General features: G+C 54.5%; 30 protein-coding genes and 1 other annotated feature. Of the genes, 10 read left to right on the forward strand and 20 right to left on the reverse strand.

Going from position 1 to position 26,621, the window contains the following annotated elements; genetic code table 11:
- Nucleotides 1-19: 19 nt before the first annotated feature.
- The 3 genes from EDF82_RS06315 to EDF82_RS06325 form a co-directional block, all read right to left on the reverse strand.
- Nucleotides 20-484, reverse strand: coding sequence for a C40 family peptidase (locus EDF82_RS06315; protein ID WP_123754713.1), 465 nt, complete (start codon nt 482-484; stop codon nt 20-22).
- An 81-nt stretch (nt 485-565) separates the two neighbouring features.
- Nucleotides 566-1,315 (reverse strand): vitamin B12 ABC transporter ATP-binding protein BtuD, encoded by a 750-nt coding sequence (gene btuD, locus EDF82_RS06320; RefSeq protein WP_123754714.1) that lies wholly within the window; start codon nt 1,313-1,315, stop codon nt 566-568.
- Nucleotides 1,315-1,866: a glutathione peroxidase gene (locus tag EDF82_RS06325; protein WP_123754715.1), complete on the reverse strand. Its 552-nt coding sequence runs from the start codon at nt 1,864-1,866 to the stop codon at nt 1,315-1,317. Before EDF82_RS06325 ends, btuD begins: the two co-directional genes overlap by 1 nt.
- Before the next feature lie 223 nt (nt 1,867-2,089).
- Between EDF82_RS06325 and EDF82_RS06330 the strand changes: the two genes are divergently transcribed.
- The gene (locus EDF82_RS06330; RefSeq protein WP_123754716.1) at nt 2,090-2,890 is read left to right on the forward strand and encodes a MetQ/NlpA family ABC transporter substrate-binding protein; all 801 of its coding nucleotides are present in this window, start codon (nt 2,090-2,092) and stop codon (nt 2,888-2,890) included.
- Between the two features lie 57 nt (nt 2,891-2,947).
- On the opposite strand, the gene btuC is transcribed toward EDF82_RS06330, so the two are convergent.
- Complete coding sequence (gene btuC / locus EDF82_RS06335) at nt 2,948-3,934, reverse strand: vitamin B12 ABC transporter permease BtuC (RefSeq protein WP_123754717.1); 987 nt, start codon at nt 3,932-3,934, stop codon at nt 2,948-2,950.
- 150 nt (nt 3,935-4,084) lie between these two features.
- Nucleotides 4,085-5,518 (reverse strand): gluconate:proton symporter, encoded by a 1,434-nt coding sequence (locus EDF82_RS06340; RefSeq protein ID WP_123754718.1) that lies wholly within the window; start codon nt 5,516-5,518, stop codon nt 4,085-4,087.
- 277 nt (nt 5,519-5,795) lie between these two features.
- Here EDF82_RS06340 and EDF82_RS06345 point away from each other — a divergent pair, with 277 nt between their 5' ends.
- The 3 genes from EDF82_RS06345 to EDF82_RS06355 are packed head-to-tail and all read left to right on the forward strand — an operon-like array spanning nt 5,796 to nt 8,364.
- Complete coding sequence (locus EDF82_RS06345; protein ID WP_123754719.1) at nt 5,796-6,710, forward strand: LysR family transcriptional regulator; 915 nt, start codon at nt 5,796-5,798, stop codon at nt 6,708-6,710.
- A 50-nt stretch (nt 6,711-6,760) separates the two neighbouring features.
- Nucleotides 6,761-8,014: a D-amino acid dehydrogenase gene (locus EDF82_RS06350; protein ID WP_123754720.1), complete on the forward strand. Its 1,254-nt coding sequence runs from the start codon at nt 6,761-6,763 to the stop codon at nt 8,012-8,014.
- Nucleotides 8,011-8,364: a RidA family protein gene (locus EDF82_RS06355; protein ID WP_123754721.1), complete on the forward strand. Its 354-nt coding sequence runs from the start codon at nt 8,011-8,013 to the stop codon at nt 8,362-8,364. Before EDF82_RS06350 ends, EDF82_RS06355 begins: the two co-directional genes overlap by 4 nt.
- Before the next feature lie 62 nt (nt 8,365-8,426).
- Here the strand turns inward: EDF82_RS06355 and ihfA are convergent, their stop codons facing one another.
- From ihfA to EDF82_RS06405, 10 genes are all read right to left on the reverse strand, one after another.
- Complete coding sequence (ihfA, locus tag EDF82_RS06360) at nt 8,427-8,726, reverse strand: integration host factor subunit alpha (RefSeq protein WP_004851790.1); 300 nt, start codon at nt 8,724-8,726, stop codon at nt 8,427-8,429.
- 4 nt (nt 8,727-8,730) lie between these two features.
- Nucleotides 8,731-11,118 (reverse strand): phenylalanine--tRNA ligase subunit beta, encoded by a 2,388-nt coding sequence (gene pheT, locus EDF82_RS06365; RefSeq protein WP_123754722.1) that lies wholly within the window; start codon nt 11,116-11,118, stop codon nt 8,731-8,733.
- A gap of 15 nt (nt 11,119-11,133) precedes the next feature.
- Nucleotides 11,134-12,117, reverse strand: a complete 984-nt coding sequence (pheS, locus tag EDF82_RS06370) for a phenylalanine--tRNA ligase subunit alpha (protein ID WP_032687130.1) — start codon at nt 12,115-12,117, stop codon at nt 11,134-11,136.
- A 168-nt stretch (nt 12,118-12,285) separates the two neighbouring features.
- Nucleotides 12,286-12,411: a sequence feature (Phe leader region), on the reverse strand.
- The gene (gene pheM, locus EDF82_RS06375; RefSeq protein WP_001386830.1) at nt 12,362-12,406 is read right to left on the reverse strand and encodes a pheST operon leader peptide PheM; all 45 of its coding nucleotides are present in this window, start codon (nt 12,404-12,406) and stop codon (nt 12,362-12,364) included. Its footprint overlaps the feature before it by 45 nt.
- Nucleotides 12,412-12,556: 145 nt before the next feature.
- Entirely contained in the window at nt 12,557-12,913 is a 357-nt protein-coding gene (rplT, locus tag EDF82_RS06380) for a 50S ribosomal protein L20 (RefSeq protein ID WP_004102963.1), read from the reverse strand.
- 50 nt (nt 12,914-12,963) lie between these two features.
- Nucleotides 12,964-13,161: a 50S ribosomal protein L35 gene (gene rpmI / locus EDF82_RS06385; protein WP_001124225.1), complete on the reverse strand. Its 198-nt coding sequence runs from the start codon at nt 13,159-13,161 to the stop codon at nt 12,964-12,966.
- A gap of 97 nt (nt 13,162-13,258) precedes the next feature.
- Complete coding sequence (infC, locus tag EDF82_RS06390; RefSeq protein ID WP_123754723.1) at nt 13,259-13,801, reverse strand: translation initiation factor IF-3; 543 nt, start codon at nt 13,799-13,801, stop codon at nt 13,259-13,261.
- Nucleotides 13,802-13,804: 3 nt separating this feature from the next.
- Complete coding sequence (gene thrS / locus EDF82_RS06395) at nt 13,805-15,733, reverse strand: threonine--tRNA ligase (protein ID WP_123754724.1); 1,929 nt, start codon at nt 15,731-15,733, stop codon at nt 13,805-13,807.
- A gap of 438 nt (nt 15,734-16,171) precedes the next feature.
- Nucleotides 16,172-16,405 carry a hypothetical protein gene (locus EDF82_RS06400; protein WP_123754725.1) on the reverse strand — a complete coding sequence of 78 codons (234 nt, stop codon included), beginning with the start codon at nt 16,403-16,405 and terminating at the stop codon, nt 16,172-16,174.
- Between the two features lie 282 nt (nt 16,406-16,687).
- Nucleotides 16,688-17,446: a YdiY family protein gene (locus EDF82_RS06405; protein ID WP_123754726.1), complete on the reverse strand. Its 759-nt coding sequence runs from the start codon at nt 17,444-17,446 to the stop codon at nt 16,688-16,690.
- 422 nt (nt 17,447-17,868) lie between these two features.
- On the opposite strand from EDF82_RS06405, the gene pfkB reads away from it, so the two are divergent.
- From pfkB to EDF82_RS06420, 3 genes are all read left to right on the forward strand, one after another.
- Nucleotides 17,869-18,801: a 6-phosphofructokinase II gene (gene pfkB, locus EDF82_RS06410; RefSeq protein ID WP_123754727.1), complete on the forward strand. Its 933-nt coding sequence runs from the start codon at nt 17,869-17,871 to the stop codon at nt 18,799-18,801.
- Nucleotides 18,802-18,890: 89 nt separating this feature from the next.
- The gene (ghoS, locus tag EDF82_RS06415) at nt 18,891-19,175 is read left to right on the forward strand and encodes a type V toxin-antitoxin system endoribonuclease antitoxin GhoS (protein ID WP_123754728.1); all 285 of its coding nucleotides are present in this window, start codon (nt 18,891-18,893) and stop codon (nt 19,173-19,175) included.
- A gap of 105 nt (nt 19,176-19,280) precedes the next feature.
- The gene (locus EDF82_RS06420; protein ID WP_123754729.1) at nt 19,281-20,153 is read left to right on the forward strand and encodes a fructosamine kinase family protein; all 873 of its coding nucleotides are present in this window, start codon (nt 19,281-19,283) and stop codon (nt 20,151-20,153) included.
- 32 nt (nt 20,154-20,185) lie between these two features.
- Here the strand turns inward: EDF82_RS06420 and tonB are convergent, their stop codons facing one another.
- A complete protein-coding gene (gene tonB, locus EDF82_RS06425) occupies nt 20,186-20,929 on the reverse strand; it encodes a TonB system transport protein TonB (RefSeq protein ID WP_123754730.1) in 744 nt (247 codons plus the stop codon).
- A 211-nt stretch (nt 20,930-21,140) separates the two neighbouring features.
- Here tonB and EDF82_RS06430 point away from each other — a divergent pair, with 211 nt between their 5' ends.
- Nucleotides 21,141-21,437, forward strand: a complete 297-nt coding sequence (locus EDF82_RS06430; RefSeq protein ID WP_123754731.1) for a YciI family protein — start codon at nt 21,141-21,143, stop codon at nt 21,435-21,437.
- A 65-nt stretch (nt 21,438-21,502) separates the two neighbouring features.
- Here EDF82_RS06430 and EDF82_RS06435 read toward each other — a convergent pair whose 3' ends face one another.
- On the reverse strand, nt 21,503-21,676 hold the full coding sequence (locus tag EDF82_RS06435) for a YciY family protein (protein ID WP_123754732.1): 174 nt from the start codon (nt 21,674-21,676) through the stop codon (nt 21,503-21,505).
- A gap of 144 nt (nt 21,677-21,820) precedes the next feature.
- Here EDF82_RS06435 and cls point away from each other — a divergent pair, with 144 nt between their 5' ends.
- Both cls and EDF82_RS06445 read left to right on the forward strand, forming a co-directional pair.
- Nucleotides 21,821-23,281, forward strand: coding sequence for a cardiolipin synthase (cls, locus tag EDF82_RS06440; RefSeq protein ID WP_123754733.1), 1,461 nt, complete (start codon nt 21,821-21,823; stop codon nt 23,279-23,281).
- 34 nt (nt 23,282-23,315) lie between these two features.
- Nucleotides 23,316-23,645, forward strand: a complete 330-nt coding sequence (locus tag EDF82_RS06445) for an HI1450 family dsDNA-mimic protein (RefSeq protein ID WP_123754734.1) — start codon at nt 23,316-23,318, stop codon at nt 23,643-23,645.
- Nucleotides 23,646-23,722: 77 nt separating this feature from the next.
- Here EDF82_RS06445 and EDF82_RS06450 read toward each other — a convergent pair whose 3' ends face one another.
- From EDF82_RS06450 to EDF82_RS06460, 3 genes are read right to left on the reverse strand one after another with little or no spacing between them, the layout of a single operon-like run.
- Complete coding sequence (locus tag EDF82_RS06450) at nt 23,723-24,559, reverse strand: ion transporter (protein ID WP_123754735.1); 837 nt, start codon at nt 24,557-24,559, stop codon at nt 23,723-23,725.
- A 47-nt stretch (nt 24,560-24,606) separates the two neighbouring features.
- Nucleotides 24,607-25,611, reverse strand: coding sequence for a murein tripeptide/oligopeptide ABC transporter ATP-binding protein OppF (oppF, locus tag EDF82_RS06455; RefSeq protein ID WP_123754736.1), 1,005 nt, complete (start codon nt 25,609-25,611; stop codon nt 24,607-24,609).
- Complete coding sequence (locus EDF82_RS06460; RefSeq protein ID WP_123754737.1) at nt 25,608-26,621, reverse strand: ABC transporter ATP-binding protein; 1,014 nt, start codon at nt 26,619-26,621, stop codon at nt 25,608-25,610. The genes oppF and EDF82_RS06460 overlap by 4 nt, the downstream gene beginning before the upstream one ends.

A 26,621-nucleotide genomic window follows, 5' to 3' on the forward strand; every position in this document is an offset into this window, starting at 1 on the left:
CTACAGTACCTACCCGATGCTATATTCTGCGCGCCTGCCAGAATTTCTTATTCCAGTAGACGTTATCCAGCGAAGAGCGTGTCACGCCCTGGCTGGTTGAGGCGTGGATAAACTGATTATCGGTATCGTAGATCCCTACGTGCAACCCGCTCTCACCGGACCCGGTTTTGAAGAACACCAGATCCCCCGGCAGCAGGTCGCTTTTATCAATTTTGGTGCCGACTTCCGCCTGTTCGCGCGTTTCGCGCGGCAGCTGCATCGAGAACTTGTCGCGGAAGGTCATCACCACGAAGCCGGAACAGTCCACGCCGCGCGGCGACATGCCGCCGTAGCGGTACGGTGCGCCACGCCAGTTGCGCAGCTGCTCGTTGAGGTTGGCGATAACGGTGATGGAATCTGCCAGCCGCGGATTCGGCGGCGGCGCCCGGTGGTGGCTACAGCCAGCCAGAAATAGCGCCGTCAATAAAATGAACCACAAACGCATCTCAGACGATTCCTCTGTTCCCTATGATTTCGTCAGGATAATTTAGCTGGTTTATCAATGCACTGGCAAGGTAGCATCGTGCTACTGTGATGCAACGAGCATAAAATGACCAGCAACCGCAATACGCTCAAAGGGAATGTCGTAAGCGGCGATTAAATTCTCTTCGGTTAATACCGCGCATGTATCGCCACAGGCGATCGCCTGCCCGCGACAGATCAGCCACGCCCGCTGCGCGTGCCGCAGGGTATGGTTTAGATCGTGACTGCTCATCACCACCGCTACGCCCGCCTCGCACAGCCCGGCCAGGACGCGATCGAGAGCCGCCTGTTGCGCGACGTCAAGGCTGTTCATCGGTTCATCCAGCAGCAGCAACTGCCCCGCCGGATTGGCTCGCGGATGAACCTGCAGGATCACCGCGGCCAGGCGCACGCGTTGCCACTCCCCGCCCGACAGCTGGCCGACCTGACGCCCGAGCTTGTCGCTCAGGCCCAGCTGCGCGGCCACCGTGCCGAGCAGTTCGTTTTGCACACCGTTTTGCAGATGCAGCGACAGATAATGCCAGACCGGCATGGCGAAAGGCGGCGCCTGATGCTGACTCAGATAGGCCCGGTGCCGGGAGAGTTCCTGCGCCGGCCACTGCGTCAGCGGGCGTTCATTGAAGAGAACCTGTCCGGGGCCGCTGCTCAGCCCCGCCATGCGCATCAGTAAGGTGCTTTTGCCAGCGCCGTTTGGCCCCACCAGATGCACCATTTCGCCCGGGCGGACCTGCGCGCTAAACGGCGCCAGCCGCCCGGCCTCTTCGACATCTGCAAGCTGCATCAAAAACGGCATTATTTCGCGAGCGCCCCTTTAATGGCGGCAACCAGCTGCGGATCGTCCGGGGTCATATCCGGCGAGAAGCGCTGGATAACCTGGCCATCTTTGCCGATCAGGAATTTTTCGAAATTCCACAAAATGTCGTTGCTGTTGACCGGCGCGCGGCCTTTGCTGGCCATTCGCTCGTAGAAACCGCTGCCTTCCGGCGCCACGGCCTGCGGCGCCGCATCGACCAGTTTCTGATACAGCGGGTGACGATGTTCGCCGTTGACATCAATTTTGCTGAACAGCGGGAAAGTCACGCCGTAGGTAGTGCTGCAGAAGGTTTTAATCTCGTCTTCGCTCCCCGGCTCCTGGCCCAGGAACTGGTTGCACGGGAAACCAAGCACGGTAAACCCGTCGTTTTCGAGATCCTTTTGCAAGGTTTCCAGCTGCTCATACTGCGGCGTCAGACCACATTTTGATGCTACGTTCACGATCAGCAGTACCTGACCCGCGTAGCCCGCCAATGTCGTTTTTTCGCCATCGATAGTGGTGACTTCCGTATTCAGAATATCGTGTTGCATAGCCTTCCCTCAGTCGATAAAACCGGTTGTTGTTTAAGGTGATCCCTATCTACTGTAGCGGATTCACAGCGCGCTATTGTACTTTGAATCCGCTATCGGTTACACCGCACCGGCCCTCTGGCAACATGAATTCCTCTCAATATGGTCGAAGGGCAATTCAGTGTAGAGTGTTAAATGGATGTAATAGCATTTTCTTATGGACTAATTTGAGAGAGTTTTTGAGATGAAAAAGTTGTTAAGTTCGGTGTTAATCGCCACATCGGTGGTGTTGTTATCGGCCTGCTCTCCTGACGATAACAACAAGGTGAAAGTTGCGATCAACACCGGCCCGGATGAAGCTATCTGGAAGGTGGTTGAGCAGGTTGCAAAGGAAAAATATAACCTCGATGTCGAGGTGATCTCCTTCAATGATTACGTGCTGCCTAACGAAGCGTTAAATAATAAAGACGTGGATGCTAACGCCTTCCAGACGCTGCCCTACCTTGAAGCACAGTCAAAAGAGCGTGGCTACAAGTTTGCTGTCGTCGGCAAGACCTTTGTCTTCCCGATCGCCGCCTACTCGCGCAAAATTAAAAACCTCAACGAGCTCCCGGATGGCGCGACGGTGTCCATCTCCAACGAAACCACTACGCTGGGCCGCAGCCTGCTGCTGTTACAGGCGCAGGGCTTAATTAAGCTCAAAGACGGCGTCGGCTATCTGCCAACCTCGCTGGATATCATCGACAACCCGAAACATTTAAAAATTGTTGAAGTGGACACCCCGCAGCTGACCCGCACGCTGGACGACCCGAACGTCGCGCTGTCGATTATCAACACCAACTTCTCGGCGCAGGCGGGGCTTTCGGCCGCCCGTGACGGCCTGTTTATGGAAGGACCGGACTCGCCGTATGTCAATGCTATCGTCGCTCGCGATGACAACAAAGACAGCAAGAAGATTCAGGAACTGACCGCAGCCTTCCAGACCAAAGAAGTCGCGGATAAAGCGATGGAAGTCTATAAAGGCGATGCCATCAAAGGTTGGTAATCCCTGTGCTGGCGCGGCGGCCTACGCTGCGCCAGCTTATTACTCAAGCGTTGTCGCTTAGTGCGAATGGACAGATTTCAGTAACAGCCAGATAAACACCGGCGCCCCCAGCGTCGCGGTGACCACCCCGATCGGCAGTTCCGCCGCCGACAGCGCCAGGCGGGCAATAATATCCGCCCCCAACAGCGCGCTGGCGCCGCCGAGCACGCAGGCAGGCAGCAGGACGCGGTGATCGCTTAATCCACAGAGCCGCAGAATATGAGGGATAACCAGGCCAATGAAGCCAATGGCCCCCGCCAGCGCCACGCTCACCCCCACCAGCCAGCCGGTCGCGACCACCAGCAGCCGCCGCCATAACCACAGCGGCAGACCCAGCTGACGGGCCGAGACTTCACCCAGCGCCAGAAGATTCAGCGCTTGCGACTGCAGGCATCCCCAGACCAGCACAGGCAGCAGCGCCAGCATCAGCCAGAGCTGCTGCCAGTCCACGCCGCCAAACCCGCCCATCATCCAGTACATCAGCTGACGCAGGTCGAAGGAGGTTGAAAAGTAGACCGCCCAGGTCATCAGCGCGCTACAGATGATCCCCAGCGCCACGCCCGCCAGCAGCAGACGGCTGGTTGAGAGATGGCGGCGGGCAAAACGCAGCAGAATAAAGGTGATCAGCAGCGCGCCGGCAATGGCGCATAGCCCCAGCGCCCAACCCGGCAGATAGCCTTTCCCCAGCAATACCGCGGCAATCAGCCCGACTCCGGCGCCGTTAGAGACCCCGAGCAGCCCCGGCTCCGCCAGCGGATTGTCGAAAAGCGCCTGCATAATGGCCCCGGAGAGCGCCAGCGCGCCGCCCACCAACAGCACCGCGACGGTGCGCGGCAGGCGAATCTGCCAGATAAACAGCTGCCCTTTGGCGCTGAACCACTCTTGCGGGCCGATCCATTGTTCTCCGGCGCAGAGGCTGACCACGACCATGGCGAGGAGCAACAGCAGTAAAGCGATAAGCCAGCGCCGGCTGCGGCGCTGTTGAATCTGAGCAAAGGTCAGCATAATTTCCGTGACGCAAGAAAGAGATGCCGTTGATTTTACGGTGGGGATCCGGGGGAGAAAAGCAAAACCTCCGTCGACAGCATTTATCGCGGAGGGTTCAGGAAGCGCGGCGCCAGAGATTCCGGGCACCGCGCGACGGCTGAAGAGCGCTTACACCAGCACCTGGAACAATAGCGCAAAGAGAATAATGTTGGCGATGACGATAGCCCAGCCGTTATAAAGCATATATTTGAGATGCGTCGACTGCGCCAGCCCCATCTGACCAAACATATCCGAGGACGGGAACGGGCCAAACCAGTCTACCTGCGATGAGGCCAGCAGCACCGCGGTGGTTCCCTGCGGCGGCACCCCGGCGGCCATCAGCATCGGGCCAAAAATTTTGTGGGTGAAGGTCATCTGCGCCACCGCTGCGCCAGGCACGTGGCCGATAATATTGAACGCAAAGATACAGAAGCACAGCCAGGCCGGCGAGATCCCCTCCAGCAGCGGCTGGGTATAATCCAGCAGGCCCTGATAGGCATGGAGCCCGTCCATCAGCTCAAGAATCGGGTTATACAGCCAGTAGAGGATAAACATCCACACCAGACGACCGCAGCCATGATACAGCGCCTGCAAAATCTGCGTGGGCCGCAGTCCCCCGACCAGCCCGGTGATCAGCGCCACCAGCAGCATCACAATAATCGCGAAGCTAAAGCCGGCTTTAATCACCACCCCAATCACCGCCATCACGATAATGGTTGCCGCAAAGGCCAGGGCGCTCAGCTTCTTGCGGCGAGACACCGCAGGGCTCTCTTCCTGCTGAACCTTTTCCGACAGGTCAACCTCATAACACAGTTTACCTTCGGTCATTTTCTGAATCCGCCCCGCCATCACCCAACCGGCCAGCAGGGTGACGGCGCTCATTGGCAGCCCGACATACAGCAGGTAATCCGGGTAGCTCAGCCCCCCGAGTTTAAGGATGGTCACGGTGCTGGGAGTAAACGGCCCGGTAAAAAGACCGATCGAACCGGCGGTCATCATCAGCGCGGCGACCGTCGGCGGCGTCAGCCTGACCGCAGCAGCAACGGGAATAATAACCGCCACAATGATCGCGTTTCCGCCGGCCATCGTGCCCAGCGCCCCGCAGATCAGGATCGACGAGATGACGATGCCAAATTTAACCCGGGTCTGGCTGGACAGGCCGATGCGATGCACCACAAATTTCACCAGTTCCACTGCCGCACCGGTGCGGGTGGCCACTTCGCCGACCCCGGCGCCGAGCATGATAATCAGACCAACGGTGGCGATAAAAGAACCGGTGGACTTCGCCAGCATCGTGCCCATTTCAGGCAGGCCGGTAGAGGTCATGATCATCGCGATAATAATGGAAGAGATCACCGCCAGCACAATATCCACGCCGACAATCGACAGCACCGCTAATGCAACCAGCGGCGTAAAACTCAGCAAGCCTAATTCCGCGACGGGCTGGTTGTGACACCAGAGCGCGGTCAATAAAAACACCCCTAACAGCAGGCCAATAAAAATATTTTTTCTGGTGATATTTTGTCTGGATATCGGGTTGCCAGAGAGCGTTGAGTCACTCATATAACTCCTTATTGCCAATCAAACCGGCCGTTATTTCAGGGCGGCGTTTTCGGACCTGCTCAGAAAATATCCCCCCTCGTTATCATTGTTGGCTCTGTCGCCTGAGGGGTGTGTAGGGTTTACAGATCATGTTCTGAGAATCGGATTATCCGCCTGACGGCGGCGCAGCCAGCGCAATATGTGAACGGTGCGCTGAACGCGGATTAAATTTATGTTAACTTACTGTTATTAGAAAATGACTTTTTATCTGATCTCTATAACCCTGAGTTAACTCGTCATGAAACTGCGTCACCTGGAAATCTTCCACGCCGTGATGACCTGCGGCACACTTTCTCGCGCGGCGGAATCGCTGAATATCTCTCAACCTGCCGCCAGCAAAGCGCTGAAAAACGCCGAGCAGAAGCTCGGTTTTCAACTCTTCCAGCGAGTTCGCGGTAAGCTGCTGCCGAGCAGCGAAGCGCTGACGCTGTTCGAAAAAGCCCAGAATATCTACCAGGATCTGGATAACCTGCGGCTGCTGGCCGATAACCTTGCCCGCGACCCGAGAGCGAAAATCAGCCTTGGCTGCCTGCCGAGTCTCGGCCTGAGTCTGGTTCCGGAACTGGTTACCGATTTCTATCAGCAAAACAGCAATCTGGTGATGACCCTCAGTACCGAACATACTGAGACCCTGGTCAAAAAACTGGACCTGCGCGAGATCGATCTGGCCCTGACGTTACAGCCTGTTCAGCAAGGGGAGATCACATCCACCGTGATTGCCGAGGTTCCGCTGGTCTATATCGACCGGGATTTCCGTCAGGGTGCGGTGGCGATTGATGAGATTGACCAGCAGCGCTGGATCTCGCCCGGCCCTCATTCGCTCTCCGCCGCCATCGCCACCCGCCGTGATTTTTTAACCACCCGCCTGAACGTGCAAACCTATTACATGGCCACCGAGTTCGTGAAACGCGGAATGGGATGCAGCATTACCGATATTTTTTCCGCCCGGCATAACCTCGACCCGGCGCTGATTCACCCTATCGAGCCGCCGATGCTGCTCCCCCTGTGCCTGCTGCGACGGGCGGATGTTTCGCTCAGTCCCATTAGCCAGAAACTGGTCGATTTTCTCTGCAAGCAACTTCGCCACCAGCTGCAGGAGATTAACCTGGAGTTATACCCTGAAAATAAAAAGTCAATTGCGCCACACCGGTAAATGCTTTGACATAAAGCGCAGGTATTTATCAGTGGCGGATATATCAGGATATGAAAAAGCGCATTGTCATTATCGGCGGCGGAGTGATTGGGCTGGCAACGGCCTATGAGTTAATTAAAGGCGGCCACCAGGTTCAATTGCTGGAGCGTCAGGCACAACCCGGTATGGCGACCAGTTTCGCCAATGGCGGACAGCTTAGCTACCGTTATGTGGCACCGCTGGCCGACCGCGGCGTTCCCCTGCAGGGAATAAAGTGGATGGGGAAAAGCGACTCTCCGCTGAATATGCGTTTGAAAATGGCGCCGGATCAATGGCGCTGGCTGCTGCAGTTTCTCCTCGCCTGTAACAGCCAGACCAATAAGGTCAACGGCGACCATATTCTGCGTCTGTCATTATTGAGCCGTCAGGTGATGCAGGAATGGCTGAATGAGGATAATCTGAGCGACTTTCACTGGCGACGTTCCGGGAAATTAATTGTTCATCGCCGGGCATATGATTTCAATAAAGCCGCAAAAGGTATCAACCCGCAATATCAGCAGGCGCTGAATGCCGATGAGTGTATTCAGCTTGAGCCGGCATTGAAATACATTCACTCCGCGCTGCAAGGCGGTATTTATTCCCCTGGCGATGAAACCGCCGACTGCCAAAAATTCTGTCAGGCGCTGCTTCGCAAGCTGAACGCCAGCCCCAGCTTTACGCTGACCAGCCATTGCGAAGTGCAGCAGTTGAATAAACAAGCCGGCCGCATTCACTCCGTCGACACCAGCCAGGGAATCATCGTCGGCGATGAGTACATCGTGGCGGCGGGTAACGGCAGCGCGCCCTTACTGGCAACGACCGGGGTGCGCGTGCCGCTGTGTGCGCTAAAAGGCTACAGTCTGACCCTGCCCTTCCCGACAGCGCCCGGTATCGCCCCGGACCTCAGCGTCACCGACTACGGCCATAAGGTGGTCTACGCTCGCCTGGGCGACCGCCTGCGCATTGCGGCGATGGTCGACATCGGCTACGACGGCGATGAACTGCGCCCGGAGCGGATCCAGGCGCTCAAAAAGATCGTCGCCCGTAGTTTTCCGGAGTTACAGGGTATTGAGGATGCTGAAGCCTGGTGCGGCATGCGCCCTTCAACACCGGCCGGGCCGCCGCTGCTTGGCCGTGCCGGCTATCAGAATCTGTGGATGAACCTCGGTCAGGGGAGCCTTGGCTTCACCCTGGCTGCCGGCAGCGCGGTAGTCCTTGCCGCCCTGCTCAATGATGATAACCCTGCAATTTCTTTAGCAGGCCTGACATGGGAACACGCCGTATGACCATCCAACGTAACCACCCGCAACCCCGTCTTTCCGCCAGCGTCGGGTATGGCGATCTGATTTTTTTATCCGGGCAAACCCCGATTAGCAGCGACCAGGATATCCGGCTGCAGACCCGGGAGGTGTTAGCGAAAGTTGATGCATTGCTGGCAGAGGCCGGGAGCGATAATCGCCACCTGCTTTCCGCGCAGGTGTGGCTAAAGAATATGGCGCAAGATTTTGCCGGATTTAATGAGGAGTGGGTTGCGTGGTTGCCGGAAGGTCACAGCCCGGCACGAGCGGCGGTGCAGGCCGAGATGGCGCGCCCGGACATTCTGGTCGAAGTGATGATAACGGCCGTAAAGTCTTAACGTTCAATACAAAAAATGCCAAAGAAAAAGGCCGCAGAAGCGGCCTTTTTAGTTAGTTCAGATTATTTTTCTCTGGGCGAAGCGTTTTCGACACGGCTTTTCAGTTTCTGACCGGGTCTGAAGGTCACCACACGCCGGGCTGTAATGGGAATATCTTCCCCCGTTTTCGGGTTACGACCCGGGCGTTGGTTTTTATCCCGCAAATCGAAGTTGCCGAACCCGGAGAGTTTAACCTGTTCTCCGTTTTCCAAAGCACGACGAACCTCTTCGAAAAACAACTCTACCAGTTCTTTGGCATCCCGCTTGCTAAGCCCAAGCTTATCAAACAGATATTCTGACATTTCAGCTTTTGTAAGCGCCATAGGTTCAATCCCTCAATGATGCCTGGAATCGCTCTTTTAATGCCTCTACACATTTGGCGACGGTAGCGGCAATCTCCTCTTCTTCGAGTGTACGGCTGGTATCCTGAAGGATTAGGCTAATCGCAAGGCTTTTACTGCCTTCCGCCACACCTTTACCGCGGTACACGTCAAATAAGTTTACGCCAACTACCTGATTTACGCCAACTTTCTTACACTCGGTCAAAACATCAGCTGCAGGTACGTTTTCAGCGACTACAACAGCGATATCACGGCGGTTCGCCGGGAAACGTGAAACCTCGCGCGCCTGAGGCACCACGCGGTCTGCGAGCTTGTTCCACTCCAGTTCGAAGGCTAAAGTGCGGCCGTTCAAATCCAGTTTACGTTCCAGCTCAGGGTGAACAACCCCAATGAAACCAATACGTTCACCTTTCAGATAAATCGCTGCTGACTGGCCCGGATGCAGGGCGCTGTGCGTTTCTGCACGGAACTCGATGTCGGCTAATTTACCGGTCAGGTCCAGAACGGATTCCAGATCGCCTTTTAAATCATAGAAATCGACGGTCTCTTTTGCCAGATTCCAGTGCTCATCATTGCGGTTACCGCAGATAACACCGCCCAGCATCACGTCCTGGCGAATCCCCAGCGGCGCCTGAGTATCAGGTACGAAGCGTAAACCGCTCTCAAAGATACGCACACGGCTTTGCTGACGGTTCTGGTTATACACAACCGTACCCAGCAAGCCGGTCAGCAGCGACAGGCGCATGGCCGACATTTCGCTGGAGATCGGGCTCGGCAGAATCAGCGCTTCTTCACCCGCGTGAACCAGTTGCTGTATTTTCGGATCAACGAAGCTGTAGGTGATCACTTCCTGATAGCCTTTGTCGTTGAGCATCGTTTTTACACGTTTCAGCGACAGATTGGCTTCACGGTGGGTGCCCATAATCAGCCCCGCCTGCACCGGCCGATCGGGAATATTGTTATAGCCGTAAACGCGGGCGACTTCTTCCACCAGATCTTCTTCGATTTCCATATCGAAACGCCAGCTCGGTGCCACCGCCTGCCATTCGCCATTACCTACCGTCACTTCGCAGCCCAGACGGGTAAGGATGTCGCTGACCTGCGCATCATCAATATGATGGCCAATCAGACGATCGAGCTTGCTACGGCGCAACGTGATGGTTGCAGCTTTCGGCAAGGTCGCTTCGTTGCTCACGTCGATGACCGGGCCGGCTTCGCCGCCGCAGATATCGATCAGCAGACGGGTTGCACGTTCCATCGCTTTGTATTGCAGCGCGGAATCAACGCCACGCTCATAGCGATGAGAGGCATCGGTGTGCAGGCCGTGACGACGTGCGCGACCAGTGATTGACAGCGGGCTGAAGAAAGCACATTCCAGCAGCACGTTCTGGGTTTCATCATTGACGCCAGAGTGTTCGCCGCCAAAGATGCCGCCCATTGCCAGCGCTTTGTGATGGTCGGCAATCACCAGGGTGTCGGTATCGAGTTTGGCTTCACTGCCATCCAGCAGAACCAGCTTCTCGCCCTCTTTCGCCATACGCACGACGATGCCGCCGTCAATACGGTCGCAGTCGAACGCGTGCATCGGCTGACCCAGCTCAAGCAGCACATAGTTGGTCACGTCAACGACCGCATCGATCGAACGAATGCCGCAGCGACGCAGCTTCTCTTTCATCCACAGCGGCGTCGGCGCTTTGACGTTGATGCCTTTGACCACTCGGCCCAGATAGCGCGGACAGGCGTCCGGCGCTTCAACGCTGATAGGCAGCGTATCGGCAATGGTCGCCGCGACCGGTGCGATCTCCGGCGCATTCAGCGGAGATTTGTTCAGCACCGCCACATCACGGGCCACGCCGATGATACCTAAGCAGTCAGCGCGGTTCGGGGTGACGCTGATTTCGATGGTGTTATCGTCCAGCTTCAGGTATTCACGGATATCGGTGCCAATCGGCGCATCCGCCGGCAGTTCGATAATACCGCTATGATCGTCGGAAACTCCGAGTTCGGAGAACGAGCACAGCATCCCTTCAGACGGCTCGCCACGCAGTTTAGCCGCTTTAATTTTGAAGTCGCCCGGCAGTACGGCACCGATCGTCGCGACCGCAACTTTCAGACCCTGACGGCAGTTTGGCGCGCCGCAGACGATGTCCAGCAGACGTTCGCCACCGACGTTGACTTTGGTCACCCGCAGTTTGTCAGCGTTCGGGTGCTGGCCGCACTCAACCACTTCGCCAACCACGACGCCATTAAACGCACCCGCCACCGGCTCAACACCGTCAACTTCCAGGCCAGCCATGGTGATCTGGTTCGCCAGCGCTTCGCTGTCGATCGCCGGGTTCACCCACTCGCGTAACCACAGTTCACTGAATTTCATTATTCTGTCCTGCCCTTATTTAAACTGTTTGAGGAAACGCAAATCGTTTTCGAAGAACGCACGTAAATCGGTCACGCCGTAGCGCAGCATCGTCAGACGCTCCATCCCCATCCCGAAGGCGAAGCCGGAATAGACTTCCGGGTCAATGCCGACATTACGCAGGACGTTCGGGTGCACCATGCCGCAGCCAAGCACTTCCAGCCACTTACCGTTTTTACCCATCACGTCAACTTCCGCGGACGGTTCGGTGAACGGGAAGTAGGACGGACGGAAACGAATCTGCAGATCTTCTTCAAAGAAGTTATTCAGGAAGTCGTGCAGCGTCCCTTTCAGGTTGGTGAAGTTGATGTTGGTGTCAACAATCAGGCCTTCCATCTGGTGGAACATTGGGGTGTGGGTCTGGTCGTAGTCGTTACGATAGACGCGGCCCGGGGCAATGATACGGATCGGCGGCTGCTGGTTTTCCATGGTGCGGATCTGCACGCCAGAGGTCTGGGTACGCAGCAGACGCGTGGCATCAAACCAGAAGGTGTCGTGATCGGCACGAGCCGGGTGGTGACCCGGAATATTCAGCGCATCAAAGTTGTGGTAATCATCTTCGATTTCCGGACCGGTCGCCACGGTAAAGCCCAGCTCACCGAAGAAGTTCTCGATACGGTCGATGGTGCGGGTTACCGGATGCAGGCCACCGTTTTCAATACGGCGCCCCGGTAAAGAGACGTCGATGGTCTCAGCGGCGAGGCGGGCGTTCAACGCGGCGCCTTCCAGGTCAGCTTTACGCGCGTTAAGCGCCTGCTGAACCTGCTCTTTCGCTTCGTTGATGACCGCGCCAGCAGCCGGACGCTCTTCTGGCGGCAGCTCACGCAGGGTGGTCATCTGAAGGGTCAGATGCCCTTTCTTACCCAGGTATTCCACGCGGACGTTGTCCAGCGCGGCAACATCTGATGCCTCATTAATGGCTGCCTTCGCACTGGCAACCAGCTCTGCGAGATGTGACATGGTTTTCCTCATTATGTCGGTGCAGACACCGGTTATGGTCATTATGTTGTTCTGACTATTTCGAGTTACAGGCAGCGCCGCGCATCACATGGCAAAAAGGTCTCTGTCGTCGCGGGCGCAAACTGACTAACGCCCCTGCAGCTTGAAATAGCATGAACGGGTTCATATACGAAAAAAGCCTCCACAGTGGGAGGCTTTCTGGCGCTGTTTTCCGTTTCATCTTTCACGCGCTAGCCTCCTGGATTCAGGTGCTAAAGTAAAAAAAGAAGCGGAAAATAGCAGCATTCATGCTTGCATTACCTTGTCAGGAACTAAACGTAAGAGCTGTATTGAAAAGCTTACAGCAATAAAAGTCAATCTTCTGATAGGGTTATGCCCGAAATAATTCTAAGACGGGCATAAACAAAAAGAGGGAGACAAGCTCCCTCTTTCAACTGGCTTATGCCAGAGCTGCTTTCGCTTTTTCGACCAGCGCGGTGAACGCTAATTTGTCGAATACGGCGATGTCAGCCAGGATCTTACGGTCGATTTCAACAGAGGCTTTTTTCAGGCCGTTGATGAATTTGCTGTAAGAAATACCGTTCTGACGTGCTGCTGCGTTGATACGCGCAATCCACAGTTGACGGAACTGACGCTTTTTCTGACGACGGTCACGATAAGCGTACTGACCAGCTTTGATAACAGCCTGGAAGGCAACGCGGTATACGCGAGAACGCGCACCGTAGTAGCCTTTAGCTTGTTTCAAAATTTTCTTGTGACGTGCACGGGCAACTACACCACGTTTTACGCGAGCCATATGTGCTCTCCTGTATCTATTCTAATTAAAAAGTTAAAAGGGTTAACGACTTATGCGTACGGCAGGCACGCGATTACCAGGCCCAGATCGCCTTTGGAAACCATGGCTTTCGGACGCAGGTGACGTTTACGCTTGGTAGCTTTTTTGGTCAGAATGTGACGCAGGTTAGCGTGCTTGTGCTTAAAACCACCTTTACCGGTTTTTTTGAAGCGCTTAGCAGCACCGCGTACGGTCTTAATTTTTGGCATTTTAATAACTTCCACTTCGCATTGTTAATAAACGAAACGTAGGCGAGCAACAACTGCGGAACCTAAAAGGCTCCACAGACATTGCTACTTGAAGGCCTTACTGTTTCTTCTTAGGAGCGAGCACCATGATCATCTGGCGGCCTTCGATCTTCGTTGGGAAGGATTCGACTACTGCCAGTTCACTCAGATCGTCACGGACGCGCGTAAGCACTTCCATACCGATCTGTTGGTGGGCCATCTCACGACCGCGGAAACGCAGCGTGATCTTGGCCTTATCGCCATCTTCCAGAAAGCGAATCAGGCTGCGGAGTTTTACCTGATAGTCGCCATCATCGGTACCAGGTCGGAATTTGATTTCCTTAACCTGGATAACTTTTTGCTTCTTCTTCTGTTCCTTAGAAGACTTACTCTTTTCATAAAGGAACTTGCCGTAGTCCATAATACGACAAACTGGCGGTTCGGCGTTAGGGCTGATTTCAACTAAATCTACTCCGGCCTCTTCAGCCTTTTCGATAGCTTCTCTCAGACTCACAATACCCAGCTGCTCACCTTCCAGACCTGTTAAGCGAACTTCCAGGGCGCGAATCTCGCCATTGATACGATTCGGACGTGCCGTTTGAACTCGTTTTCCGCCTTTAATACCTTATTCCTCCAGTTGTTGAAGACTGCGGCTGCGAATCTCTTGTTGCAGCTTTTCGATCACTTCGTTTACGTCCATGCTGCCGAGGTCTTTACCACGACGGGTACGCACCGCAACTTTGCCGGCTTCGACTTCTTTGTCGCCACAGACCAGCATATACGGGACACGACGTAAAGTGTGCTCGCGGATTTTAAAGCCAATCTTCTCATTTCTCAAGTCCGCTTTTACCCGAATACCCGCATTTTGTAGTTTACGGGTCAATTCGTTAACGTATTCAGACTGAGAATCAGTAATATTCATCACTACAACCTGCACCGGCGCAAGCCAGGTTGGGAAGAAGCCGGCGAACTCTTCGGTCAGGATGCCGATGAAGCGCTCCAGTGAACCAAGAATGGCACGGTGAATCATTACCGGGACCTGACGCTCGTTGCTTTCGCCAACATAAGAGGCGCTTAAACGCTGCGGCAGGGAGAAGTCCAGCTGTACAGTACCGCACTGCCATGCACGATCGAGGCAGTCATACAATGTAAATTCAATTTTCGGACCGTAGAACGCGCCTTCACCCAGTTGATATTCAAACGGGATATTGTTTTCTTCCAGCGCGACTGCCAGATCCGCCTCAGCACGATCCCAGGTCTCGTCACTACCGATACGTTTTTCCGGACGAGTTGAGAGTTTGACGACGATTTTCTCGAAGCCAAAAGTGCTGTACATATCGTAGACCATACGAATACAAGCGTTTACTTCATCACGTACCTGATCTTCAGTACAGAAGATGTGTGCATCATCCTGTGTGAAGCCACGTACGCGCATCAGGCCATGCAGTGCACCCGACGGCTCGTTTCGATGGCAGCTACCGAACTCTGCCATACGCAACGGCAGATCGCGGTACGATTTCAGACCCTGGTTAAAGATCTGGACGTGACCCGGGCAGTTCATCGGCTTGATGCAGTATTCACGGTTCTCGGAAGAGGTAGTGAACATCGCATCTTTGTAGTTGTCCCAGTGCCCGGTTTTTTCCCACAGCACGCGGTCCATCATGAACGGGCCTTTCACTTCCTGATACTGGTACTCTTTCAGTTTAGAACGAACGAAAGTTTCCAGTTCGCGGAAGATAGTCCAGCCGTCATTATGCCAGAACACCATTCCCGGAGCTTCTTCCTGCATATGATACAGGTCGAGCTGCTTACCGATCTTGCGGTGGTCACGCTTAGATGCTTCTTCCAGACGCAGCAGATGCGCGTTAAGCGCTTTTTTATCGGCCCATGCGGTGCCGTAAATACGCTGCAGCATCTTGTTGTTGCTATCGCCACGCCAGTACGCGCCTGCGGTTTTCATCAGTTTGAAGTGATGGCAGAAACGCATGTTCGGTACGTGCGGTCCACGGCACATATCGACATATTCTTCGTGATGGTACAAGCCAGGCTTGTCATCATGGGCGATGTTTTCATCAAGAATTGAAACCTTATAGGTTTCGCCACGCTTGACGAAGGTTTCACGCGCTTCGTGCCAGCTGACTTTCTTCTTGATGACGTCGTAGTTCTTTTCGGCGAGCTCGTGCATACGTTTTTCGAGCGCGTCGATATCTTCCTGGGTCAGCGTATGGTCGAGGTCGACATCATAATAGAAGCCGTTGTCGATAACCGGGCCGATGGCCATTTTGGTATTGGGCCACAGTTGCTTAATGGCGTGACCTAACAGATGCGCGCAGGAGTGACGAATGATCTCCAGACCATCTTCATCTTTAGCGGTGATGATAGAGAGGGTTGCATCGTTTTCGATAGGGTCGCAGGCATCAACCAGCTCACCATTAACACGTCCGGCGATAGTCGCTTTCGCGAGGCCTGGACCGATATCCAGAGCAACATCCAGCGGGCTGACTGCGTGGTCAAAATGGCGTTGGCTGCCATCAGGAAGCGTAATTACAGGCATTTCATGTCCTTATTTGCAGTGGTGCCCCGCACGAAAGAGCACATACAAAACAATATAATCATAATTATCAACAAGTTGTAGCACAGCTCCCGCTTCACTCTGCGAAATATGAGGACGCCCGTTTACCGAACCGTTCCCACCTGTAGCCGCCTGCTGATAACACCGACCTTTAGTCTACACATCATTTCTGCGGGTTAAAAGTCTGAACAGGATAAATGGTTGCAATGATTGATAAAACAAGGGGGGTGGATAAAAAGTTATGGGGTAATTCGTCAGGGGATAAACCATGAAACCACGCTGCCGTCATTAAAATAATCAGGCGTGGAATTCAGGAGAAAACATAAATAACTTTGAAGTAAAACTCGGGAAATAAACCGGTACATCTTTACCCGGCTTTATATTTCCTGAATTTAATATACGCGATGTACAGGCGAAATATCAGGACCACTCACCGGCAACAAGAGTATGCACATTAAAAGCATCATCCATAGTGTGACCGGTTGATTGTGAACCGGGAGCAATATTAGAACCCGCTTCGACATCCGTCGCTTTGGCAATGCCAATTTGTGTATGTTCGGTAGCGCCTGACGGTGGGACCTGATCGGCGGCGAATGCGCCAAACGACAGGGTGCACAGCACGGCAGCCGCCATTGCGATTTTGCTATTTTTCATGATGGTGGTTCTCTTATTTACTTAAGGTTTTTCGGCAAAGCGCTCGTCTCTGTCGATAAACCACAGTATAGATCCAGATCACAACTTTGTCCGAGCCAATATTTAGCTATTTGTGTCAAATTAACGTAAAACATGTCAGAAGGCGTGTCGAATTAAGCAATTGTGAAGGAAATATGGAGGCTATTTTCTTTTTATAAAAAACAAAACTGAAGACCAAAAATAATAATGTCACTTATTGCTAATTTCAAAACAATCAGGCCGGATTTACCGGCCTGAAATATATTACATTTTATAACCTAGCGACAGCGTGGTGCGACGATCGGTATGCTCTGGCGCCGATGCCGGCGGCTCGGAGTTCCAGGTCAGATTGTAGGCAACCCGCAGTGCGAAATGCGCATTGATTGCGACGTTTAATGCACTTTCCGAGTTCAGCGTCGTGTCCTGCGCGCCAAAGACCGATACACCCTGAGTGAACTTGGTGTTATCCGTCATCTGCCAGGCCCAGGTACCGGACGCATAGCCCAGCGGTTGGGTGTCGTTATCGCCGTCGGTATACTCGTCATAGCGTACGCCAGGACCGAATTCAAAACGCAGACTGTGGACCGGGCCGTTGAGGATCTGGCGACCGTAACCGGCGGTTAATACATCGCGCTGCTGATAACCGTTATAGCGGTCGGTCAACCAGCTGGCCTGGCCAAAGACATAGTTGCTGTCGGTCAGGTTGTAACGGCTACGGCCACCCACCGCATATTTCTCGGAAGAGCGCTGGTCGTTCGACGAGGTGTTGCTGGCATTACCCCACAGCGACCATGCCGTGGTGCTGCCGTACCAGGTGAGTGTTGAATCCGCAGTCATTGAAGAACTTTTCGTATTTCCGGACTGCGCCAGATAACCGGCGTTAACAGCACCTTCGAAAGGTTTTTTGGCAGTGGAAGGGTCATCCATAACAGTAAAAACGGAATCATCGGCCAGTGCGTGCATAGACGCAAAGAGCCCCCCCGCCAGCAATGCCGCTGCGGGTACTGTCATCAAAAGCTTCATTTAATTTAGAGTCCGTACAACAAAAAGAGAGACCCGTCGGGTCCCGGAAACTTTCGCAAGGATCGCTATACGCGTCATCCTTCAGGCTACTTCTTTGCTGGCGCCGCTAAGACTTCCTCTATCACAGCATGTGCTGTGCTCCCGGAGGTAAATCTTTCCTTGCCGCCTCGACGCATCTTGAATGATTTTTTGTATCTTGCAGGTCCAATGAAAGGCAAAGAATTATAAAAAAGCACGATTAACATAGCAATCAATTACTATTTCATTTTTTGAATAAGAGGGCTCTCAGAACAATCTTTATTTCATAATGATAAAAATAAATAGCGCTTTACAAAACACCACCTGCCACCGCTTCCCCTTCCAGACAAGAAGTGCCATGCTTAAAAGCACAGCAGCTAAATTCGTATCATGGAGGAATCTGGATGACCAAAATCTATACGCTTACGCTGGCCCCTTCGCTCGACAGCGCCACGCTGACCCCGCAAATCTATCCTGAAGGTAAACTTCGTTGCAGCGCGCCGGTTTTCGAACCCGGCGGCGGCGGTATTAATGTCGCGCGCGCCATCACCTTCCTTGGCGGTACGGCGACGGCGATTTATCCGGCCGGCGGCGCCACCGGGGAGCACCTCACCGCCCTGCTGGAAAGCGAACATGTCCCGGTGGACACCATCGACGCTCAGGACTGGACACGGCAAAACCTGCATGTGCACGTCAGCACCAGCGGCGAACAGTACCGTTTTGTCATGCCAGGTGCCGCCTTAACGGCAGAGGAATTCCAGCGGCTGGAAGAAAAAGTGCTGGCTATCGAACCGGGTTCGTTGCTGGTCGTCAGCGGCAGCCTTCCGCCGGGCATTAGCGTGGATGACCTGACCCAACTGGTCAAAAACGCGCAGCAGCACGGACTACGCTGCATTATTGACAGCTCCGGCGACGCGCTGGCGGCGGCATTGACCGTCGGCAATATCGAGCTGGTCAAACCCAACCAAAAAGAGCTCAGTGCTCTGGTCCAACGCGATCTCAGCCAGCCGGATGATGTGCGCCAGGCGGCGGAAGAGTTAATCCATTCGGGTAAAGCACGCCGGGTGGTGGTTTCTCTCGGTCCCCAGGGGGCGCTGGGCGTTGATGCCAGCGGTAGTGTTCATGTCGTTCCACCGCCGATGAAAAGTCAAAGCACCGTCGGCGCCGGTGACAGCATGGTCGGCGCCATGACCCTGCGCCTGGCTGAAAATGCCAGTCTGGAAGACATGGTCCGCTTCGGCGTCTCCGCCGGTAGCGCCGCCACCATCAATCAGGGCACCCGGTTGTGCTCGCTGGAAAACACGCAAAAAATCTACCGCTACCTCTGCGGTCGCTAATTCCCCTTCCCTCTGCTCACGCAGAGGGAGTCGCCAAATCATCATCTTGGTCTATGCTAAAAATTTCATGGATTACAACAGGGTGAAAAATGAGCACAGAAATTGTTACTCACGTCGCAACGGTTAACTTTCAGGAAGAGACGCTAACCGAAATTAACGAACTCAGTAATCACCTCACCCGTGCAGGATTCACACTCGTGCTCAATGATGAGAACGGCAAGGTTCATGAGCTGGGTACCAACACCTTCGGCATGATCTCAGCGCAGACGGCGGATGAAGTCAAAGCGTTGTGTGCCGGGCTGGCGGAAACCGCCCTCGGTCGTCCCGTTGACGTCACGGTCACCACATTTGATGCGTGGTTGAAAGCTCAATAAGTGCGATTAGCGCAGCGGAAAGCACCAGTTGTGCGTCAGTTCGAATTTTACACCGGGGTTATGAGCTAACCTTATGAAATGGTGGAAAACAAGGGGAGAGACAGCATGTGGCAAGCTATCAGTAATTTGTTAAGCGACTGGCACACTGAAGCAGCTGAAATCGAACTGCGCAATGAACTACCCGGTGGTGAGATTCATGCAGCCTGGCACCTGCGTTTCGGTGGGCGAGATTACTTTGTCAAATGTGATGAACGTGAGTTGCTGCCTATCTTTACCGCTGAAGCCGACCAGCTGGAGCTGTTGTCGCGCAGTCACACCGTTAGCGTCCCGCAGGTTTATGCCGTCGGCAGCGATCGCGATTACAGCTTTGTGGTGATGGAGTATCTGCCCCCTCGCCCGCTGGATGCGCACAACGCCTTTTTACTCGGGCAGCAAATTGCGCACCTGCATCAATGGAGCGATCAGCCGCAGTTCGGGCTGGATTTTGATAACGACCTTTCCACCACGCCGCAGCCCAACGCCTGGCAACGCCGCTGGTCGACGTTTTTTGCCGAACAGCGCATCGGCTGGCAACTGGAGCTGGCTGCCGAAAAAGGGCTCAACTTCGGCGACATCGATACGATTGTCGATCATGTGCAACAGCGCCTCAGCAATCACCAGCCTCAGCCGTCGCTGCTGCACGGCGATCTGTGGTCCGGTAACTGCGCGCTTGGGCCAAACGGCCCCTACATCTTCGACCCCGCCTGTTACTGGGGTGACAGAGAGTGCGACCTTGCCATGCTGCCGCTGCACCCGGAACAGCCGCCGCAAATCTACGACGGCTATCAGTCGGTTTCGCCGCTACCTTCCGGGTTCCTCGACCGCCAGCCGGTGTATCAGCTTTACACGCTGTTGAACCGGGCGATTTTGTTCGGCGGTCAGCACCTGGTGGTGGTGCAAAAAGCGCTGGATGACGTGCTACTGGAAAAGGCCCCATAGGGGCCTTATTACGGTTACTGATGACTGCGCGGTTAGCTGATTTCCACACCTTTCAGGCGGAATTTGATGGTCATCGTCACGCCGGAGCCCGGTTTGCCCGCCTCGTAGCGCCATTTACGCAACGCGTTTTTGACTTCACGTTCAAACATATTCGCCGGCTGTGCGGAGAGAATGACCACGTTATCAATCCGCCCGTCTGGCGTCACATCGAATTTAACGCGAACTGAACCTTCAATACGCAACGCCTGGGCACGTGCCGGGTATGCGGGTTGGTTGCGGCTCAATGCTCTCGGACCACTCGGCGTCGTCAGCGTTGGCTTCGCGTTCGCCGTGGCGGTGCTCGGCTGGGTACGCGCCGGTGCGGTATTCGTCGATTCAAACGGTGAGACCGCTTTCGGTTCCGCCGGCTTCACTTCGCGCTTCGGCTGCTCAACTTTTTTCTCTGGTTTTGGCTTCGGCTTCGGCTTTGGTTTTGGCTTCGGCTCGGGCTTATGGATAACCACCGGCGCTTCTTTCGGCGGCTCCGGCTCCGGCACCACTTCCGGTTCAGGCTCTGGCTCAACGACAGGTTCAGCCACCGGCTGCACTGCCTGAGGCGGTTCGAGATCCGCTGGCGCGACCATGGTTATCTCGATGGGCTGAGAGGGCGATGGCCTTTCAATAACCTGATGTACCGAGGTGTAAAGCAGCCCGGCTACAACGGCACCGTGGATAACCACGGACAGCAGCGTCGGCCACGGGAAGCGGCGAGGTAAATCAAGGGTCATTGCGCTCATAGTCGTTTCTGTTGAAAAATGATGGTCTGATTTTAAATGCAAATAGCAATCATATTCAATAAGCCGTGTTATCTGGCATCAATATTTGCCTCATTTTGTGGAAAAAAAACCTTGAGGCCAGACATTTTCGTGCTGACTCGCATCTTTGCATTGCAGTCAACGGTGGATTCACTTAACGTGATTCGCCAATTTATTGATAAGGAGCCTTGCCGTGCTTTACGTTATCTACGCTGAAGACATCGCCGATTCTCTGGAAAAACGCATGTCGGTTCGCCCTGCCCATCTGGCACGTTTACAATTATTACGTGATGAAGGTCGTCTGCTGACCGCCGGGCCAATGCCGGCAGTTGACAGTAATGAACCTGGCGCGGCTGGCTTTACCGGTTCAACGGTCATTGCAGAGTTTGAATCGCTGGAAGTGGCAAAAGCATGGGCAAATGATGACCCTTATAACGCCGCTGGGGTATATCAGAACGTGTCAGTAAAACCTTATAAGCAGGTTTTCTGAGACCGGTTGGGCGCTTAAAGAACAGAGGCACCGTAAACGGTGCCTTTCTTATCGGTATTCAGCTATCAGTAATCAGTGAAGACAAACAGCAGGGAGCCACGTTGTCGTTTCACCAACTCCTTTCTGATAGAAAGGATGCGCATGTTGCGGCGCGATTGGGCCTCCAGCCAGCGGGACTTACGGCGACTCACCTGTCTTAGCATACGCCAGCGCCCTACTTCCGTTCTACTACGCTTCATTGCTACTACTCTACAAGTGAAAAACAGTCCACATTATAAACCTATGAATCTGGCAGACCAACGCTTTCGCTGTGTTTTTATTTGCCAGATGCATGTTGATGCGTAAACTCATGACATAGAGTAATTCAAAAGGATTTTTCATCTATGACAACCTTTTACACGGTAGTGAACTGGCTGGTCATTCTTGGTTACTGGCTACTCATCGCCGGTGTAACGTTACGCATATTGATGAAACGGCGCGCCGTTCCCTCCGCAATGGCGTGGTTACTCATTATCTATATTCTGCCGCTGGTCGGGATTATCGCCTATCTCTCCTTCGGCGAACTGCATCTGGGCAAACGTCGGGCAGAGCGAGCCCGGGCAATGTGGCCCTCTACCGCCAAATGGCTTAACGACCTTAAAGCCTGCAAACATATCTTTGCCGATGATAACAGCCCGGTTGCGGAATCCTTGTTCCAGCTCTGCGAGCGCCGTCAAGGGATTGCCGGTGTTAAAGGTAACCAGCTCCAGCTGCTGACGGAGTCGGATGATGTCATGCAGGCGCTGATGCGCGATATTCAGCTGGCCCGGCACAACATTGAGATGGTGTTTTACATCTGGCAGCCTGGTGGCATGGCCGATAACGTTGCCGAATCGCTGATGGCCGCGGCACGACGCGGCGTTCATTGCCGCCTGATGCTGGATTCGGCCGGGAGCGTCGCCTTCTTCCGCAGCCCGTGGGCGGCGATGATGCGCAACGCCGGGATTGAAGTTGTCGAAGCGCTGAAGGTCAATCTGATGCGTGTGTTTCTGCGCCGCATGGACCTGCGCCAGCACCGCAAAATGGTCATGATTGATAACTATATTGCCTATACCGGCAGTATGAACATGGTCGATCCGCGTTTCTTTAAACAGGATTCCGGTGTAGGCCAGTGGATTGATTTGATGGCACGTATGGAAGGCCCGGTCGCCACCTCAATGGGCATCGTCTACTCCTGCGACTGGGAAATTGAGACCGGTAAGCGCATTCTTCCGCCGCCGCCGGACCTCAACATCATGCCTTTTGAAGAGGCCAGCGGCCATACCATCCACACTATCGCCTCGGGCCCGGGCTTCCCGGAAGACCTGATTCATCAGGCATTGCTGACCGCCGCCTATTCCGCCAAAGAACACCTGATCATGACCACGCCGTACTTCGTGCCCAGCGACGATCTGCTGCATGCGATCTGTACGGCAGCGCAGCGCGGGGTCGACGTCAGCATTATCCTGCCGCGGAAGAATGATTCGCTGCTGGTCGGCTGGGCCAGCCGGGCCTTCTTTACCGAGCTGCTGGCCGCCGGGGTAAAAATTTATCAGTTCGAAGGTGGCCTGCTGCATACTAAGAGTGTCCTGGTTGACGGCGAGCTTAGCCTGGTCGGCACGGTGAACCTCGATATGCGTAGCCTGTGGCTTAATTTCGAAATCACCCTGGTGATTGATGACGTCGGATTCGGCGGCGATCTGGCGGCCGTTCAGGATGATTATATTTCCCGCTCGCGCCTGCTGGATGCGAAGCTGTGGTTAAAACGTCCGCTGTGGCAACGGATCGCTGAGCGACTGTTTTACTTCTTCAGTCCGTTGCTGTAAAACGTGCCAATCAGATGTTTAACGGGTAGCAATCATGGATATGGATTTAAACAATCGCCTGACCGAAGACGAAACGCTTGAACAAGCGTATGACATCTTCCTGGAGCTGGCTGTCGACAACCTCGATCCGGCGGATGTCATTCTGTTCAACCTGCAGTTTGAAGAGCGCGGCGGCGCCGAGCTGTTTGACCCTGCGGCGGACTGGGAAGAGCATGTCGATTACGACCTGAACCCGGACTTCTTCGCCGAAGTGGTGATTGGCCTTGCCGATACCGATGGTGGCGAAATTAATGATATCTTCGCGCGCATTCTGCTGTGCCGTGAAAAAGATCATAAGCTGTGCCATATCCTGTGGCGTGAATAAGCGCCCCGCTCGCCGCACCAGCTAAAAAAATGGCAGCCGCTCATCAGACCGGCTGCCATTTTATTTTCACTCTCCCGTCACTCCGGCAGTTCACTCCCGCAGGCATTGCAATAACGTGCATTTTTATCATGCGCCGTGTGCTGACAGCTGGGGCACGTCCGACGAGCGCGACGCTCCTGCAACGAGCTGGTCATATGGGTGGTAATCAGCCCTGTCGGGATCGCAATAATCGAGTAGCCGATTAAGATTAGGATCGACGCCAGCACCCTTCCCATTGGGGTATGCGGGGTAATATCCCCATAGCCGACCGTTGTGATGGTGACGATTGCCCAGTACACCGACGCATTTAAGGTGGTGAAACCATATTCCGGGCCTTCAATCAGGTACATCAGCGATCCGAAAATCACCATCACGATCGCAATAAATGAATAGAACAGGATTAACTGATGGCGGGCGCTGACAACGGCCACCCAGAAAATATTCAGTGACGGCATAAACCGCAGCAGTTTGAGAATACGCAAACAGCGGATCGCCCGCATCGCTCGCCAGGCAAAAACATAATTAAGGCTCATTTCCGGCCACATCCACATAACATAGAGCGGCAGGATCGTGGCGAGATCGATGACGCCCCAAAAGCTAAAGATATAGCTCAGCGGTTTCGGCCAGGTGGCAATACGCAGGATATATTCCAGGGTAAAAACGACGGTAACAAAAATCTCGAGCCAGACAAAAATATGCCATTCATCAAAGGTCAGATGATATTGCGTGCCAAGACCAGACTCGATAAATATCACCAGCACGCTGAGCAGCGCAAACATGCCGCACAGGGCTTCAAAGCGGCGCCCGGAGCGTCGGGATTGATCGAAGAGTAAATGATACAGCCGCTGGCGGGCGGAATAAGCATGGACGGCCACGTTAACCTCTCAAAAAATAAGGGGCTGACCTACGTCAGCCCCTGAGATTATAACGGGTCTACCTTCAGACAGGAAACCGCATGACGGAAGCTTCCCTCCAGCACCGGTCGCGTTTTCGCACACTCCGGCCCGGCAATAGGACAGCGGGTACGGAACACGCATCCCGATGGCGGGTTAATCGGCGAGGGTAGCTCGCCCTCCAGCAGCTGGATGGTTTTATTCTTTTCCAGATCCGGGTCCGGAACCGGCACCGCGGACATCAGAGCCTTGGTATAAGGGTGCAGCGGATTATGGTACACCTCATCATAGGTGCCCAGCTCCACCGCGTGCCCGAGATACATCACCAGGACGCGATCGGAAATGTGCTTCACCACCGCCAGGTCATGGGCGATAAAGATCAGCGACAGGCCCATTTCCCGTTGTAGCTGCTGCAGCAGGTTGACTACCTGCGCCTGAATCGACACGTCCAGCGCCGATACCGGCTCATCACAGATAATCAGCTTCGGTTCCAGGATCAGCGCGCGGGCAATACCAATACGCTGGCACTGGCCGCCGGAGAACTCGTGCGGATAGCGGTTGATCAGGTTGGGTAACAGCCCCACCTTCATCATCATCGCCTTAACCTTGTCGCGCACTTCCTGACGCGTCATTTTCGGATGATAGGTACGCAGCGGCTCAGCAATAATCTCACCGATCGTCATACGCGGGTTCAGCGAGGCCAGTGGATCCTGGAAAATCATCTGGATATCGCTGCGCACCGCACGCCACTCTTCCTGTTTCATACCGAGCAAATCTTTGCCAAGCCAGGCCACTTTGCCATCGGTCGCTTTCACCAGGCCAATAATCGCCCGCGCAAAAGTCGATTTACCGCAGCCGGACTCGCCAACGACGCCCAGGGTTTCACCTTCGTACAGACGCAACGTGACGCCATCGACCGCTTTCAACGTTTTGGCCGGCTGCCAGAACCACTGTTTCCCGTCCTTGATATCGAAATGGACTTTCAGGTCGGCGATTTCGAGCAGGACTTTTCTTTGTTCGGTAATGGCATTCATAGCAGATCCCCTACTGGTTGAAAGCAGGCGCGCAGGCGGCCCGGTGCAAACTCCTCCAGCGGTGGAGCGCTATGGCAAATTTCCATCGCATGCGGGCAGCGCGGCTGGAACGGACAGCCTTTTGGCAGACGCAGCAGGTTGGGCGGGTTACCCGGTATGGTCAGCAGCGACTCGCCTTCGGCATCCAGGCGCGGCACCGCGTTCAGCAGGCCAATCGAGTACGGATGCGAAGGATGATAAAACACATCGCGCGCCATCCCATATTCCATGGTGCGTCCGGCGTACATCACCAGCACTTTGTCACAGATCCCAGCAACCACACCGAGATCGTGAGTAATCATGATGATCGCGGTATTGAACTCGCGCTTGAGCTCATTCAGCAGGGTCATGATCTGCGCCTGAACCGTCACATCCAGCGCGGTAGTCGGTTCATCGGCAATCAGCAGTTTTGGCCGACACAGCAACGCCATGGCAATCATCACGCGTTGACGCATCCCGCCGGAAAACTCGTGCGGGTACATTTTCATGCGCTTGCGCGCTTCCGGCATTTTGACCGCATCGAGCATCTTCACCGACTCTTCAAACGCTTCGGCTTTGCCCATACCTTTATGCAGCATCAACACTTCCATCAGCTGCTCCCCCACCCGCATGTAAGGGTTCAGGGAGGTCATCGGGTCCTGGAAGATCATTGAAATTTGTTCGGCACGCAGCTTATTCAGCTCGTGTTCCGGCAAATTAAGGATCTGGCGGCCGTTAAATAACGCCGAGCCGCCGATATTACCGTTAGAGGCCAGCAGGCCCATCAAGGCAAATGCGGTCTGCGATTTACCGGAGCCCGATTCACCGACAATGCCCAGAGTTTCCCCGGCACGCAGGTTAAAATTAAGGTCATTGACCGCCGTAACATCACCATCCGGTGTCTTAAACGTCACCCGGAGGTCTTTTACATCCAGCAGCAGGCCAGATTGTTGCTGCGCCTGCGGCGCTTTTGCCGTTTCAATTATGCTCAT

This window comes from Klebsiella sp. BIGb0399, assembly GCF_003752615.1.
GTDB lineage: Bacteria > Pseudomonadota > Gammaproteobacteria > Enterobacterales > Enterobacteriaceae > Klebsiella > Klebsiella lignicola.